This window comes from Streptomyces sp. NPDC046915, assembly GCF_040644935.1.
In the GTDB taxonomy this organism is placed as follows: Bacteria; Actinomycetota; Actinomycetes; order Streptomycetales; family Streptomycetaceae; genus Streptomyces.
Genome location: NZ_JBEYXB010000006.1, coordinates 128,637 through 141,586, shown reverse-complemented (window position 1 = coordinate 141,586; position 12,950 = coordinate 128,637). Strand labels below are relative to the sequence as shown.

General features: G+C 71.5%; 18 protein-coding genes. 4 read left to right on the top strand and 14 right to left on the bottom strand.

The genetic code is table 11. The annotated features are described in order from the left end of the window. Window positions 1-33: 33 nt before the first annotated feature. Window positions 34-204 (top strand): hydrophobic protein, encoded by a 171-nt coding sequence (locus tag ABZ915_RS17245; protein WP_361802852.1) that lies wholly within the window; start codon window positions 34-36, stop codon window positions 202-204. 19 nt (window positions 205-223) lie between these two features. Here ABZ915_RS17245 and ABZ915_RS17240 read toward each other — a convergent pair whose 3' ends face one another. The 13 genes from ABZ915_RS17240 to ABZ915_RS17180 all read right to left on the bottom strand — a co-directional run bounded on the left by ABZ915_RS17240 (window position 224) and on the right by ABZ915_RS17180 (window position 10,073). Further along, the gene (locus tag ABZ915_RS17240; RefSeq protein WP_361802849.1) at window positions 224-514 is read right to left on the bottom strand and encodes a gas vesicle protein K; all 291 of its coding nucleotides are present in this window, start codon (window positions 512-514) and stop codon (window positions 224-226) included. Further along, entirely contained in the window at window positions 511-699 is a 189-nt protein-coding gene (locus tag ABZ915_RS17235) for a gas vesicle protein (protein ID WP_361802846.1), read from the bottom strand. Before ABZ915_RS17235 ends, ABZ915_RS17240 begins: the two co-directional genes overlap by 4 nt. Further along, the gene (locus tag ABZ915_RS17230; protein WP_361802843.1) at window positions 696-1,484 is read right to left on the bottom strand and encodes a GvpL/GvpF family gas vesicle protein; all 789 of its coding nucleotides are present in this window, start codon (window positions 1,482-1,484) and stop codon (window positions 696-698) included. Before ABZ915_RS17230 ends, ABZ915_RS17235 begins: the two co-directional genes overlap by 4 nt. Next, window positions 1,481-1,843, bottom strand: a complete 363-nt coding sequence (locus ABZ915_RS17225) for a gas vesicle protein (RefSeq protein WP_361802840.1) — start codon at window positions 1,841-1,843, stop codon at window positions 1,481-1,483. Before ABZ915_RS17225 ends, ABZ915_RS17230 begins: the two co-directional genes overlap by 4 nt. Beyond that, window positions 1,840-2,961, bottom strand: coding sequence for an SRPBCC family protein (locus tag ABZ915_RS17220; protein ID WP_361802838.1), 1,122 nt, complete (start codon window positions 2,959-2,961; stop codon window positions 1,840-1,842). The genes ABZ915_RS17225 and ABZ915_RS17220 overlap by 4 nt, the downstream gene beginning before the upstream one ends. Then, a complete protein-coding gene (locus ABZ915_RS17215) occupies window positions 2,958-3,617 on the bottom strand; it encodes a DNA primase (protein WP_361802836.1) in 660 nt (219 codons plus the stop codon). Before ABZ915_RS17215 ends, ABZ915_RS17220 begins: the two co-directional genes overlap by 4 nt. Beyond that, a complete protein-coding gene (locus tag ABZ915_RS17210; RefSeq protein ID WP_361802833.1) occupies window positions 3,614-3,877 on the bottom strand; it encodes a gas vesicle protein GvpG in 264 nt (87 codons plus the stop codon). The genes ABZ915_RS17215 and ABZ915_RS17210 overlap by 4 nt, the downstream gene beginning before the upstream one ends. A 29-nt stretch (window positions 3,878-3,906) precedes the next feature. Next, window positions 3,907-4,677 carry a GvpL/GvpF family gas vesicle protein gene (locus ABZ915_RS17205; protein ID WP_361802830.1) on the bottom strand — a complete coding sequence of 257 codons (771 nt, stop codon included), beginning with the start codon at window positions 4,675-4,677 and terminating at the stop codon, window positions 3,907-3,909. Next, window positions 4,674-5,102: a gas vesicle structural protein GvpA gene (locus tag ABZ915_RS17200; protein WP_361802827.1), complete on the bottom strand. Its 429-nt coding sequence runs from the start codon at window positions 5,100-5,102 to the stop codon at window positions 4,674-4,676. The genes ABZ915_RS17205 and ABZ915_RS17200 overlap by 4 nt, the downstream gene beginning before the upstream one ends. Before the next feature lie 67 nt (window positions 5,103-5,169). Next, a complete protein-coding gene (locus ABZ915_RS17195; RefSeq protein WP_361802824.1) occupies window positions 5,170-5,616 on the bottom strand; it encodes a gas vesicle protein in 447 nt (148 codons plus the stop codon). 106 nt (window positions 5,617-5,722) lie between these two features. Next, complete coding sequence (ligD, locus tag ABZ915_RS17190) at window positions 5,723-6,664, bottom strand: non-homologous end-joining DNA ligase (protein ID WP_361802821.1); 942 nt, start codon at window positions 6,662-6,664, stop codon at window positions 5,723-5,725. Further along, window positions 6,661-8,508 (bottom strand): transketolase, encoded by a 1,848-nt coding sequence (locus ABZ915_RS17185; protein ID WP_361802818.1) that lies wholly within the window; start codon window positions 8,506-8,508, stop codon window positions 6,661-6,663. The genes ligD and ABZ915_RS17185 overlap by 4 nt, the downstream gene beginning before the upstream one ends. Then, a complete protein-coding gene (locus ABZ915_RS17180; RefSeq protein WP_361802815.1) occupies window positions 8,505-10,073 on the bottom strand; it encodes an FAD-dependent oxidoreductase in 1,569 nt (522 codons plus the stop codon). The genes ABZ915_RS17185 and ABZ915_RS17180 overlap by 4 nt, the downstream gene beginning before the upstream one ends. A gap of 175 nt (window positions 10,074-10,248) precedes the next feature. On the opposite strand from ABZ915_RS17180, the gene ABZ915_RS17175 reads away from it, so the two are divergent. After that, complete coding sequence (locus ABZ915_RS17175) at window positions 10,249-11,208, top strand: LLM class F420-dependent oxidoreductase (protein WP_361802812.1); 960 nt, start codon at window positions 10,249-10,251, stop codon at window positions 11,206-11,208. Window positions 11,209-11,280: 72 nt separating this feature from the next. On the opposite strand, the gene ABZ915_RS17170 is transcribed toward ABZ915_RS17175, so the two are convergent. Next, window positions 11,281-11,763: a phage holin family protein gene (locus ABZ915_RS17170; RefSeq protein WP_361802809.1), complete on the bottom strand. Its 483-nt coding sequence runs from the start codon at window positions 11,761-11,763 to the stop codon at window positions 11,281-11,283. A gap of 133 nt (window positions 11,764-11,896) precedes the next feature. Here ABZ915_RS17170 and ABZ915_RS17165 point away from each other — a divergent pair, with 133 nt between their 5' ends. Continuing rightward, complete coding sequence (locus ABZ915_RS17165) at window positions 11,897-12,448, top strand: hemerythrin domain-containing protein (protein ID WP_361802803.1); 552 nt, start codon at window positions 11,897-11,899, stop codon at window positions 12,446-12,448. A 48-nt stretch (window positions 12,449-12,496) separates the two neighbouring features. Further along, window positions 12,497-12,844: a VOC family protein gene (locus tag ABZ915_RS17160; RefSeq protein ID WP_361802800.1), complete on the top strand. Its 348-nt coding sequence runs from the start codon at window positions 12,497-12,499 to the stop codon at window positions 12,842-12,844. Window positions 12,845-12,950: the final 106 nt, after the last annotated feature.

Genomic DNA, 12,950 nt, shown 5'->3' with positions numbered 1-12,950 from the left:
TCCGGGAAACCCGGAATACAGGAGGTTCACATTATGGTTCCCATCCTGCTGGTACTGCTTCTGATGCTTCTTCTTTTCGGCGCCGGATTCGCGGTGAAGTTGCTCTGGTGGCTCGCCCTGGCAGTTCTCGTCGTCTGGCTGCTGGGTTTCCTGGTTCGCGGAACCGCCGCGAGCGGCGGCAGGGGCCGCTGGTACAGGTGGTGAACTGACCCCGGGGGCGCCGTCATTCCCGGGGCAGCAGAGGTCCGAGCGGCCCGAGGTCCAGATTCAGGTCCTCGGGCCGCAGGCCGTAGCGGTCGCGCAGCTCGGCCATCCGGTCCTCCAGGAGCATCAGGGTGAGCCCGATCCGCTCCTCCTGCTCCTCGGTCAGATCGCCCACGTCGAAGCGGCGCAGCGCCTGCCGTTCCATCAGCTGCCGCAGCAGCTCCACGACGGTCAGGACGAGTTTCACCAGGTCGCGCTCGACCGTGTCGGGCTCGAGGTCCAGATGGTTGCGTGGTCGGCGCGCGGTCATGACGGCTCCTCGAACGGTGACGGCACCTGCGCGTTCACCGAGCTGATGAGAGCGTTCAGGTCGATGCGGACGAGGTCGACGTCCGCGATGCGCAGCGTGACGTCACCCGTGATCACCACCCCGCCGGCCAGCAGCCGGTCCAGCAGGTCCACCAGGGCGACCTCGCGGCGTTCTATGACGGTCACGCGCCTTCCCCACCCTCTTCCGGCGCCTCGGCCGGGTTGTCGCCGGTGAAGGAGTAGGGAGCCCAAGGGCCGGTGAGTTCCACACGCAGCCCGGGTGTCTCGTCCTTCGCACTGTCCACGATTTCCACGAATTCCTCGGAATCCGCACGCTGCACGAGATAGGCCGCGTTGAGCACGTTCCGCCCCGAGGCCCCGGAAAGCGCGGGATTCTGCGGGGCGTGCAGACGGGAATCCTCCGCCCATCCGGAAAGCGCACTGTGCAGGTGTTCCGCGAACGATTCCGCTTTCTGCCACGTGTCCTCGTGCGACCGGGTCTGCGCGCGTCGCTGCCGCAGATAGTCACGGCCCGAGGCGGGTTTGGAAGCGGGTTGTTCCGGCTGGGCCGGGGCGAGGTCGGCGTACACCTTCACCCCCCATTCCACCCGGCCCTCCAGCCGGTCGAGGGTGCGCAGGAACTCCGCCTCCCGGGCCTCCATCATCGTCCGTACTCCGCTGTCGTCCCGGAAGACGGTGGCCAGGCGCAGCGGCAGCGGGGTGGTGACGGTGGTGAGCGCGTCGACCACGCCCTGATGGGCGCGAGCGGTCGCGGTCAGCCAGTCCATGTCCTCCAGGCGGACGCGCAGGGCGCCCTCGGCGAAGTCGGCCTCGGGGACCGTACTGACGACCGCGACCAGTCCGTGGTGGTGCAGCAGCGCGGGCGGGGCGCCCCCGACGCCCGTCAACTGGGCCTGGAGTGGCGCGCCGAGAGGGCGGCAGACGGCGTACACGTACCGCAGTCCGGTCATGATTCCTCCCTGTGTGCGCGGCGGGGCTTGGCCTTGGGCCCGGGCTCCAGCTCCAGTTCCTCCAGACGCGTCAGCCGTTCGCGCAACTCGGCGTTCTCACGGGCGAGTTGGTCACGGCGGGCGCTGGTGGAGAGGGCTGGGTCACTCTCCCACCAGTCGATGCCCATCTCCTTCGCCTTGTCGACGGAGCAGACGATGAGCCGCAGTTTCACGGTGAGCAGTTCGATGTCGAGCAGGTTGATCTTGATGTCGCCCGCGATGACGACACCCTTGTCGAGCACACGCTCGAGGATGTCGGCGAGGTTGGCGCCCCCGCCCTGACCGTAGTAGGGCTCGGGGACCCGGCGGGGCGTCGTCATCGACGGCTCCCGCGCTCCGCGTACTCGGGCTCCTCTTCCTCTTCGTAGGCCTCCTCGTAGCCCTCTTCCTCGGGCTCCTCCTCGGGCTCCTCCTCGTACTCACCGTTCTCTTCCTCGGCGTACGGTGCCTCTTGCTCTTCGCCCTCTTCGCCCTCTTCGCCCTCGTACTCGTTCTCGTACTCCTCCTCGTCCTCCTCGGGCGCCTGCTGCTCTTCCTCCTCCTCGGCGACGGCGTCCTCGTGGCTGCGGACGACCTCGCCGTCGCGGATCTCGCCGCGCCAGCCGTCCTCCGCCTCGCCCTTGAGGGTGATGTAGCGGTCGAAGTTCTTGAAGTCGAGGCGGACCCGGCGGCCCTGCGCACGCCAGATGTTGGCGGTCTTCTCGAAGAAGCCGCTCGGGTAGTACTCCATGACCAGCAGGATGCGGGTGAGGTTGTCGTCGAGCCGGTGGAAGGTGACGACGCCCTTGTTGGTGCCCTTGGCACCCTCCGACGTCCACTGGATCTTGTAATCGGGGATCTGCTCGACCGTGTGGCCCTTCCAGCTCCGGTTCGACCACCAGATCTTTCCCTGCCAGTCGGAGTTCGTGTCGTCCGCACGGTTGGCGCTCTTCACGCCCTTGGCGAAGGTGCTGAAGTCGTGGTATTGGGTCCACTGGTCGTAGGCGGTGCGCACCGGCACGCCGACGTCGATGGACTCGACGATGACGGTGGGCTTGTTGCCGCCGCCCTTGCGCTTGCCCTTGCCACCGCCCAACAGGCCCTTCACCTTGCCCATGACGTTCTCCTTGATGCTGGAGCCGCCGAGCTCCAGCGCCGAGCGCAGCGGGCCCTTGCCCTCGGCGAGCTTGCGGCCGCCTTCGAGGGCCAGCTTGGCGAAGCCCGGGCTGTTGCCTTCGGCGATGTCGTTGAGCTTGACCGTGGTCTCGCCGAGCTTGCGGCCGATGCCGGCCAGCATGCGCTGGGCCTGAGCCTCCAGGTATTCCTGGACCTCCTCCTTGAGGCGGTCGGCGGCCTCGCTGTGGGCCAGGTCCGCCAGGGGGGTGTCCTTCGCCGCGCCGGTGGCTCCGCCCGCCGCCTTTCCCGCTGCGGACGTCGCGGATCCGAGGCTCTCGGTCATCCTTCATCGCCGCCCTTCGGCTGCCGGGACCGCGTGGCGTTGCCGGCCGCGGCCGTCTTCCTCGCGGCCGTCTTGCCGGCCGCCTGGGTCTTCTTCGCCGTCTTCTTGGCGGGGGCCTTCCTGGCCGGAGCGTTCTTGGCCGCCGCCTTCTTCGCGGCGGGGGCCGCCTTCTTCGCCGGCGCCTTCTTGGCCGCCCGCTTCCTCGGCGCCCGGGACTCGTTCCCGGCCGCCGCGTCCCGGTCCTCCGGCTCGTCCTGCTCCTCGTGCGCCTCCTCGGCGTCCTCCCCCGGCTCCTCGTCCCGGGAGTCCTCGGCGTCCTCGGAGCCGGTGTCCGGGACCACGCCCGAGAGCTGGTCGCGGACCTGGGCCGTGCGACCGTGCAGCCGGTCGGCGAGCGCGTTCATCTGCCGTTCGGCCATGGCGCCCGAGGCCGCCTTGCCGACGCCCCGCATGTCCTCGCGCAGCTGGTCGCCGATCTCCTTGAACTGCGGGTTGTTCCGCAGTTGCTGGTTCGCCAGGTCCGCGAGCGCCCGCGGGCCCAGGTTCAGCTTCTTGCCGGCCACCAGGGAGCCGACCGCGAGGGCCATCTTCATCTTCTTGGTACGTCCGAGGAGGTATCCGGCCCCTATCGCGAGGCCCAGTGCCGTTCGGTTCATAGTCCCGTCCCGTTGCCGGTCGTCTCGCCGGAGCCCATCCCGTGCTCCAGCCGGTCGAGGAGCTCGTCCTCGCGCAGGTCGAACTCCTCCTCGGTGATCTCGCCCGCCTCCAGCTGTTCCTCGAGGCGGGCGAGTTCGGCCCGTACGGTGGCGGGGTCGTAGTAGATCCGCTCCGCTTCATGGAGCACCTGTTCGATCACCCATGCGCTGCCGCGCACCGGCGCGAACGGCACCAGCAGCACTTCACCGATCAGTCCCATCCGCTACTCCCTCCGCTGCACGCGGGGTGCTATTCCATTCCCGCGTCCGTGCCGACCGTGGTGCCCGCGGGCTCGGCGGGGCCGGGCTCGACGAAGCTGTACGGCGGCAGCGGCCCGTTGACGCGCAGTTCGAGGTGGGCGAGGGACTTGCGGGTCCGCTCCACGGCGGTCACGAAGTCCTCCGCGGTGCCGCGGTCCACCAGGAACGACACGTTGACCAGCCAGCCCGTGGAATCGGGGCCCACGCTCACCGCGTCGGTGAACGGCGCCAGCAGCCGCTGCACCTCGGCGGCGTCCTCGGCCTCCTTGTCCTTGACCGCGGCGGCCACCAACTCGCCGAGACGGATCTTGTCGTCGTAACTGCCGCCGCCCGACGTACGGTTGGCCTCGGCGAGGGCGCGCAGCTCCGGGCTCTCGGCCATCACGCGGTGCAGGACGGCTTCCTCCACGTGCGTGGCCTTGACGTTGTACTCGACCTTGCCGTCCAGTGCCTGGAGTCGCTCGTTGTAGTGCGTGGCGCGTTCGGCGAGCACACCGGTGACCGTGCCGTCGTCCGGGGCGACGCTGCCGAACCGCATGGGCAGCACGCAGCCGGCCGCGCCCGCCTCGGCGAGCACGTTCTGGTGCGCGAGCAGGTCGCGGCGCTTGGGGCGCAGCCCCTCGGGGGCGTCGCTGACGATCGCGGCCAGGTCGCCCTCGTTCAGGATCCGCACCTGCTGCGGCGGCTCGCCCACGCCGCCCATGCCGTCGGGGAGCGACGGGTGAGAGCTCGCGGTGATGGCGTAGACGTATGTGCTCACTCCTGCTCCTCCTTCCTGCGGGCGGCCGTGCTCTTGCGGGGCCGCGGCCTGGGCTCGTGTTCCTCACCTTCGTCGCGCGCCTGCTTGAAGGCGTCCGAGATGGTCTCGGCGGCGCCGGACAGCGCCCCCTTGGACTTGCCTCGGGCACCGGACTCGGTGATCTCGCCGACCAGGTCGGGCAGCCCCGGGCTCTTGCGGGGGCCGGCCTCGAGGTCGAGCCGGTTGCACGCCTCGGCGAAGCGCAGGTACGTGTCGACGCTCGCGACGACAACCCGTACGTCGATCTTCAGGATCTCGATGCCGACCAGCGAGACCCGCACGAATGCGTCGATGACGAGCCCCCGGTCGAGGACGAGTTCCAGTACGTCGTAGAGGCCGCTGCTGCCGCCTCCGCCGCTGGACTGCTGTGCCGGGACTACGGTCATGCCGACCGCGCCTCCTTGTCTGTGTCATGGTCGTGACGGTCTTCGGGTGTGGTCGCGGGAGGGCGGTCTAACGGCCGCCGGGCCTGTGTGCGTCGGCCCGCCCACGCTCGTAGCGGCGCACGCGCCGGTATCCGGTGAGCTGTCCCCGCGGGTCGAGGTCGACCTGGTAGCTCGCCATCAGGCTCATCGTGTCGGGAACCCTGGCGATCTCCAGGACCTCCACCTCCAACACCCAGCCGTCCTCGGTCTGTTCGAAGGACGTGACCTGCTCGGGTGCGAGACCGGTGAGTTCCGCGAGCTGGGCGCGCGCCTGGCGCAGCACCTCCATCGGGCTCGGCCGGTTCTTGCCCGCCGTGTGCGGGTCCGCGTCCTCCTGCGGCTCCTGCGAGTTCTGGGATTCCTGAGAGTTCTGGGGGTTCTGGGGTTCCTGCGTTTTCCGCGTGTTCTGGCGTTCCTGCGATTCACGGCTTTTCTGTGAACCCTGCGAAGCCGGTGTGTTCTTTGTGTTCGACATGGCCACCTCTCCCCTCCGTGTGGCCGGAAGGACGTTGGCCAAACATTGATCAGGGCACGCGTCGCCGCCCGCGGGCCGTCGGGCCTGCGCAGGGGCGGTATGTGCATCAGCCACGCAGTGCGTCGAGCCGGCGCCGGGCCGGGCCCAGAGCGCGTCCGCGGCCGGGCAGGCCCGCCCAGGGGTCGGTGCGGGCCTGCCCGACGGCGTCCTCGATGGTCCAGCGGCGCGGGCCGAGGCCGGGGTCGTCGAGCCGGTCCCAGGAGACGGGGACGGCGACGGGGGCGCCGGGCCGCGCGCGGACGGTGAAGGGCACGACGGCGGTCTGGGCGTAGGCGTTGCGCTGTACGTCCAGGTAGAGCCGGTCGCCGCGGTCCTGCTTGCGGGCGGCGGTGGTGAGCCGGTCGGGGTGCTCGGCGGCCAGCAGCTCGGCGACGTCCCGGGCGAAGGCACGGACCTCGTCGAAGTCGTGCCGGCCGCTCAGGGGCACGACGACGTGCAGTCCGCGCGAGCCGGTGGTCATCAGCGCCGAGGGCAGCCGCAGGTGGTCCAGCAGGCCGCCGAGGAGGCGGGCCGCCTCCCGTACCGCCGCGAAGTCACCGGCCGTGTCGCCCGGGGGGTCGAGGTCGAGGACCATCCGGTCCGGGTGGCCGGCGCCGTGGCCGCGGTCGGTCCGGGACAGCCACCGGTGCAGGGTGAGGCAGGCCTGGTCGGCGAGGAAGACCAGGGTGGCGGTGTCGTCGCAGACCACGTGTGTGACGGTGCCGTCCTCCTTGGCGACCTCGGCCCGGGTGATCCAGTCCGGGTAGTGGTCCGGGGTGTTCTTCTGCATGAACCTCGGGCCGTCGAGGCCGTCCGGATACCGCTCCAGCATCAGCGGCCGGCCGCGCAGGTGCGGCAGCATGAACGGCGCGACGGAGCGGTAGTACTCGACGAGGTCACCCTTGGTGTACTCCTTCGCGCCGTCCCCGCCGGGGAAGAGCACCTTGTCGGAGCGGTGCACCTCGACCGTGCGGCGGCCCGCCCGTACCGTCCGCACGTCGTCGGTCATCGCACGACCGCCTCCCCCACCAGCAGCCGCCCGGCCGCGGCGATCGCCGTCGCGTCGATGCCCGCGGCGTTCAGCTGCTCGTCGGGCGCGGCCGAGCCCGGCATCGTGCGCACGGCGAGCCGGACCAGCCGGGGTACGGGCCTGCCGTCGGTGAAGGCGTCGAGGACGGCGTCACCGAGGCCGCCCTCCTCGTGATGGTCCTCGACGGTGAGCAGGCAGCCGGTCTCCTCCGCGGCCAGCCTGAGCGTCTCCCGGTCCACCGGCTTGACCGAGTACAGGTCGACGACCCGGATCCGGATGCCCTCCTCCTGGAGGGCGTCGGCGGCGGCCAGCGCCTCGGGCACGGTCACCCCGGCCGCGACGACGGTCAGCCGGTCCTCGCCGGAGGAGCGCAGCACCTTGCTGCCGCCGACGGGGAACCGCTCCTCGGGGCCGTAGATCACCGGGGTCTCGCCGCGGGAGGTGCGCAGGTAGCGGATGCCGTCCAGGTCGGCCATGGCCGCGACCAGCTGGGCGGTCTGGTTGGCGTCGCACGGGTACAGCACGGTCGAGCCGTACAGCGCCCGGAACATCGCCAGGTCCTCCAGGCCCATCTGCGAGGGCCCGTCCTGGCCGATCGCGACGCCCGCGTGGGATCCGACGAGGTTGATGCCCGCGCCGCTGATCGAGGCCATGCGCGCGAAGTCGTGAGCGCGGGTGAGGAAGGCGGCGAAGGTCGCGGCGTAGGGCACGTGGCCGCGTACGGCCATGCCGACGGCCGAGGCGACGAGCTGCTGTTCGGCGATGTAGCACTCGAAGAACCGGTCGGGGTGCTCCTTGGCGAACTGCTCGGTGCGGGTGGAGTCGCCGACCTCGCCGTCCAGGGCGACGACGTCACCGCGGGCGGTGCCGAGCGCCGCGAGGGCGGCACCGAAGGCGTTGCGGGTGGCCACCTTGTCGCCCTTGTCGTACGTGGGGAGTTCCCGGGAGCCGTCGGGTACGGCGTGCAGCAGGCGGGCGGCGGGCGGCTCCTGCACCCGGACGACGAGGTCGCGCGGACCGCCCAGTTCGGCGATCGCCTCCTCCGCGTCCGGCAGCGGCTTGCCGTGCAGGCCCTCGCGGTCCTCGACGGAGGCGACGCCCTTGCCCTTGAGGGTGCGGGCGAGGATCACGGTGGGCTGTCCGGTCGTCGAGGTCGCCTCGCCGAAGGCGCGGTCGATGGCGTCCACGTCGTGGCCGTCGGTCTCGATGGTGTGCCAGCCGAACGCCTGGAAGCGGCGGGCGTAGGCGTCGAGGTCGTGGCCGTGGCGGGTGGGGCCGCGCTGGCCGAGGCGGTTGACGTCGACGATCGCCGTCAGGTTGTCGAGGTGCTCGTACGCGGCGTGCTCGGCGGCCTCCCAGACGGAGCCCTCGGCGAGTTCGCTGTCGCCGCACAGCACCCACACCCGGTAGCCGGTGCGCTCCAGGCGCTTGCCGGCCAGCGCGATGCCGACGCCGACGGGCAGGCCCTGGCCGAGCGAGCCGGTGGCGGTCTCCACCCAGGGCAGCCGCCGCGGGGTGGGATGGCCCTCCAGCCTGCTGCCGAGCTTGCGGAAGGTCGCCAGTTCGCCGTCCTCGATCGCGCCGGCCGCCTTGTAGGCGGCGTACAGCAGGGGCGAGGCGTGCCCCTTGGAGAGTACGAAGCGGTCGTTGCCGGGATGGTCGGGGCGCTCGAAGTCGTAGCGGAGGTGGCGGGCGAGCAGCACCGCCATCAGGTCCGCGGCGGACATCGAGGACGTCGGATGCCCTGATCCCGCGGCCGCGGCGGCCCGCACGCTGTCCACGCGCAGCTGCTGCCCGAGTTCGACGAGTTCGGCGCTGTTCATGAGTCTCCTTCCGACGGGATGTCGGTGCGTTTGACGGGGCCCGGGGCCGGGTGATCGCCCGGGGGCCCGGAGCCGGGCCGGTCCTCGGCGGGTTCGCCGCCCGGCTGGTTCTTCGCGGGTTCTCCGCCGGGCCGGTCCTTGGCGGGTTCACCGCCGGGCTGGTTCTTGGCGGGCTCGCCGCCCGGCTGGTTCTTCGCGGGTTCCTCGCCGGTGTCCGCGGCCAGGGCCGCGCCCGGTCCGGTCCCGGCCGGCTGCTCGCGTCCGCCGGGTACCCGCGCCAGTTCCGGGGAGGCCGTGTCCAGCGGCACGGACCAGGAGCGTACGAGGCCCAACTGGACTCCCTGGCGCGGCAGTACGGCGTCCAGGAGCCAGTCGGCGGCGACCCGGACGCGGTTGCCGGGCATCGCGGCCAGGTGGTAGCCGCGGGTGACGGCACCGGCGAGCGGACCGGACAGCGCTACGCCGAGCGGGTTGGCGGCGGCCTTGACGCCGCCCAGGTCGACGACGAAGCCCAGGTCGCGGTGGCGGTAGGGGCGTCGCTCGCCGAGGCCGAGCGACGCGGCCACGTTGTGCGCGGCGGTCTTGCCGTGCCGCCAGGCGTGCTGGGCCGTCATCGGCGTGTACTTCCCGGGGGCGCCGAGGTCGGGTACGGCGGCCGCGTCCCCGCACGCGAACACCTCGGGCCTGCCCGGCACCTGAAGGTACGGGTCGACGAGGAGGCGTCCCCGTTCCAGGGGCTGTCCGGTGCTCTCCACGAGCGGATCGGGACGGACGCCGACGCACCAGACGAGGCTGCGGGTCTCGACGAACTCGCCGTCGGTGAGCAGGACGCCGTCGTGGGTGGCCTCCTTCACGGAGGTGCCCATGCGTACGTCGACACCGCGCTCACGCAGTACACGGTCGGCTGTATGCGATAGACGTTCGTCCATCTCCGGCATCACGCGCGGCGCGATGTCCAGCAGCATCCAGCGGGGCCGCATGCCCAGCCGCCGCGGCTGCCGGCGTGCCAGCCGGTCGGTGAACATCTGCATGTGCGCGGCCACTTCGGTGCCGGTGTACCCGGCACCGACCACCACGAAGGTGCACCGGGCGGCGCGGGCCTTGGGGTCGTCGGACGCGGCGGCGAGCTCCACCTGCCGGGTGACGTGGTCGCGCAGGTACAGCGCCTCGGGCAGCCCGCGGAAGCCGTGCGCGTGCTCGGCGACGCCGGGGATGGGCAGCAGCTTGTTGACGCTGCCGACGGCCAGGACGAGACGGTCGTAGGACAGCGTGCCGGTGCCGCCCTCGGGGTCGGTGTAGTGCACGGCGCGCTCGTCCAGGTCGACGCCGTCGGCCTCGCCGAGCACCGGCCGCACCCCGGGCAGGGTGCCGGAGAGGGAGACGGCGACCCGGCGGGGTTCCAGGATCCCGGCGGAGACCTGGGGCAGCAGGGGCAGGTAGAGGAAGTAGTCGGTCGGGTTCAGCAGGGTGATCTGGGCGCGGTGCCGGGTCAGCCGGGAGAGGGTGCGGGCGGCCCGGTATCCGGCGAAGCCGGCACCGACGATCACTATGCGGGGTCGACTCACGGTGCGCCTCCGGCGGTGTGGCTCGTCCGAGGCCTACCGCGTCCCCCTGGTCAGGGCCGCCAAACGCCGTGGCGGCGGAGCGTTTCGCCCCGACCGCGTCCGGTTACCCGGGGCGCGACCCCCACCCGACCCCGTCTCACCAGACACGACCGCCCGTGTCGCGGAGGTATCCCCCATGCCCGAATACGGCTATTTCCTGGCGACCGAGGAACACGGTCCCGCCGAGCTCGTGGAGCAGGCCCGCATGGCCGAACAGGCCGGGTTCCAGGCGCTGTGGATCTCGGACCACTACCACCCGTGGAACGGCGCGCAGGGCCAGAGTCCGTTCGTCTGGTCGGTGATCGGCGCGCTGTCGGAGGCGGTGTCGCTGCCGATCGAGACGGCGGTGACCTGCCCCACCGTGCGGATCCACCCGGCGGTGGTGGCGCAGGCCGCGGCGACCAGCGCGGTGATGACGGGCGGGCGGTTCCGGCTCGGCGTGGGCACCGGCGAGGCCCTCAACGAGCACATCCTCGGCGACGCCTGGCCGCCGCTGCACATCCGGCTGGAGATGCTGGAGGAGGCCGTCCAGGTCATGCGCCGGCTGTTCACCGGCGAGGAGGTCAACCACCACGGCACGCACTACACCGTGGAGAACGCCCGCCTCTACACCGTCCCCGACGAACCGGTCCCGATCGACATCTCCGGCTTTGGCCCCAAGGCCACCCAGCTCGCGGCCCGGGTGGGCGACGGCTACATCACGATGATGCCGGAGGAGGAGATGGTCACCCAGTTCCGCAAGGGCGGAGGGGGCACCGATCTTGTCAGCGGCGGTACGAAGGTCTGCTACGGCGCCGACCGGGACGAGGCCGTCCGCCGGGTGCGCGAACTGTGGGCCAACGAGTTGCTGCCCGGCGAGATGGGCCAGATCCTGCCCACCCCGCGCCACTTCGAGCAGTTGCAGCCGCTGATCACCGAGGACAGGGTCCGCGAGAGCCGGGTCTGCGGAGACGACGTCGAGGAACACGTCTCGGCCCTGGCCGCGTTCGCCGACGCCGGGTTCGACCGGGTGTACGTCAACCAGATCGGCCCCGACCAGCGCGGCTTCTTCGACTTCTACCGTACGAAGGTGCTGCCGCAGCTGACGGGGAGCTGACCGGGAACCGGCGGGAACGAAGAGTGGGCCGGGCCCGGCTGAGGGGCCCGGCCGACGGCCGGCGGGTGCCGGTCAGGCCCGGTGGTGCGGGCCCCCGGGGTCGATGTCGTCGGGGCGCGGGGGCTCCGGCTCACGCATGCCCGGTGCCGGCGCACCCGGTGCATTGGGCGGCATCGGCGGGTACGGCATGCCGAGGCCCCCGGGAGGTGCGACGGGCGGGGTGCCGCCGAGCGCGTGACCGGGAGCCGCCGCGTGGTCCCCGTGCTTCGGGCGGGCCGCGTCGCGCAGCACATACGCGACGACGCCCAGGATGGCGGCGGTGATCAGCGCGGCCGCCCAGCCGGGCAGGCCGATGGCGAGGGCCAGGCCCAGGGCCAGCGCGAGCGCACCGCCCGCGTACAGGGCGACGGCGCCGGACGCCGCGTACAGCATGGCCGTGCGACGCTGCTTGCGGCTCTGCTCGCGCAGCTCGTCGCGCACGGTTTCGCGCGCCACCTGCGCCAGCTCGTCGACCAGTTCCTTGTCCAGGTGCTCCAGATGATCCAAGCGGTCCATACCTCGCGGGTACCCGTACACACGTACGGATAACGCCGTCCGGGACACCACCGCACCGGCGCGTGAGCCCGCGACCGCCGGGTACCCGCCGGCCCGCACCCCTTGCCAGGTCCGTCAGGAGGAAGAGACGAGGATGACCGCCGAACGCACCGATGTCGTGGAGCTTCTCAAGGAGCAGCACGCTCAGATCCGGCACCTGTTCGACGAAGTGGCGCATACGAAGGGCGAGGAACGGAGGCAGAACTTGCATGACCTCGTCCGCCTCCTCGCGGTGCACGAGACCGCCGAGGAAGAGGTCGTCCATCCCTTCGCCCGCCGGCACGTCGACGGCGGCGAGCAGGTCGTCGAGGACCGGATCGCGGAGGAGGAGAAGGCCAAGCAGGCCCTCTCCGCCCTGGACGACATCGACCCCGACTCGCCGGAGTTCCTCGACCGGTTCGCGGCGCTGCGCCAGGACGTGCTGGCGCACGCCGAGAACGAGGAGCGGTACGAGTTCGCGCACTTCGACCGCGTCGCCGACCGCGGCAGGCTTCAGACCCTGGCCCGCGCGGTGCGGGCGGCCGAGGCACTCGCACCGACCCGGCCGCACCCGGGCACCGACACCACCCTGAAGAACGCGGTGGTGGGTCCCGTCGCGGCCGTGATCGACCGCACCCGGGACGTCGTGCGCGGGGCCATGGACTGATCCGGTACAACCCGGTACGCCGTTCCCGCCGCCAACTAGGCTCGTCCCATGGAGATTCAGGGCGCCGCGCTGCGCATCTACGTCGACGACATCGACACCGCGATTCCCTTCTACGAGCGCCTGACCGGCGGCGCGGCGATGCGTTTCGCCCGCGGCGGAGTGCAGGTCGCCGCCGTCGGCTCCTTCCTGCTGATGAGCGGTCCCGAGACGGAACTGGAGCTGCTGCGCAAGGTGACCGCGACCATCGCCGTGAAGGACGTCGAGGAGGCCCACCGGGTCCTCACCGGCCTCGGCGCCCGGATCATCGCGGGCCCGCTCGCGACACCGGTGGGCCACAATCTGATCGCGATGCATCCGGACGGAGCGGTGTTCGAGTACGTGGACCAGGCGGGCTGAGCCGCGCTCCGCGCTCGCCGGGACGAAATTCCGCGTGGGACGCGTCGCCTCCGGCATACAGTCGGCGTTCGGTGCGGATCGTATGCACAGATCGCATACACGCGAT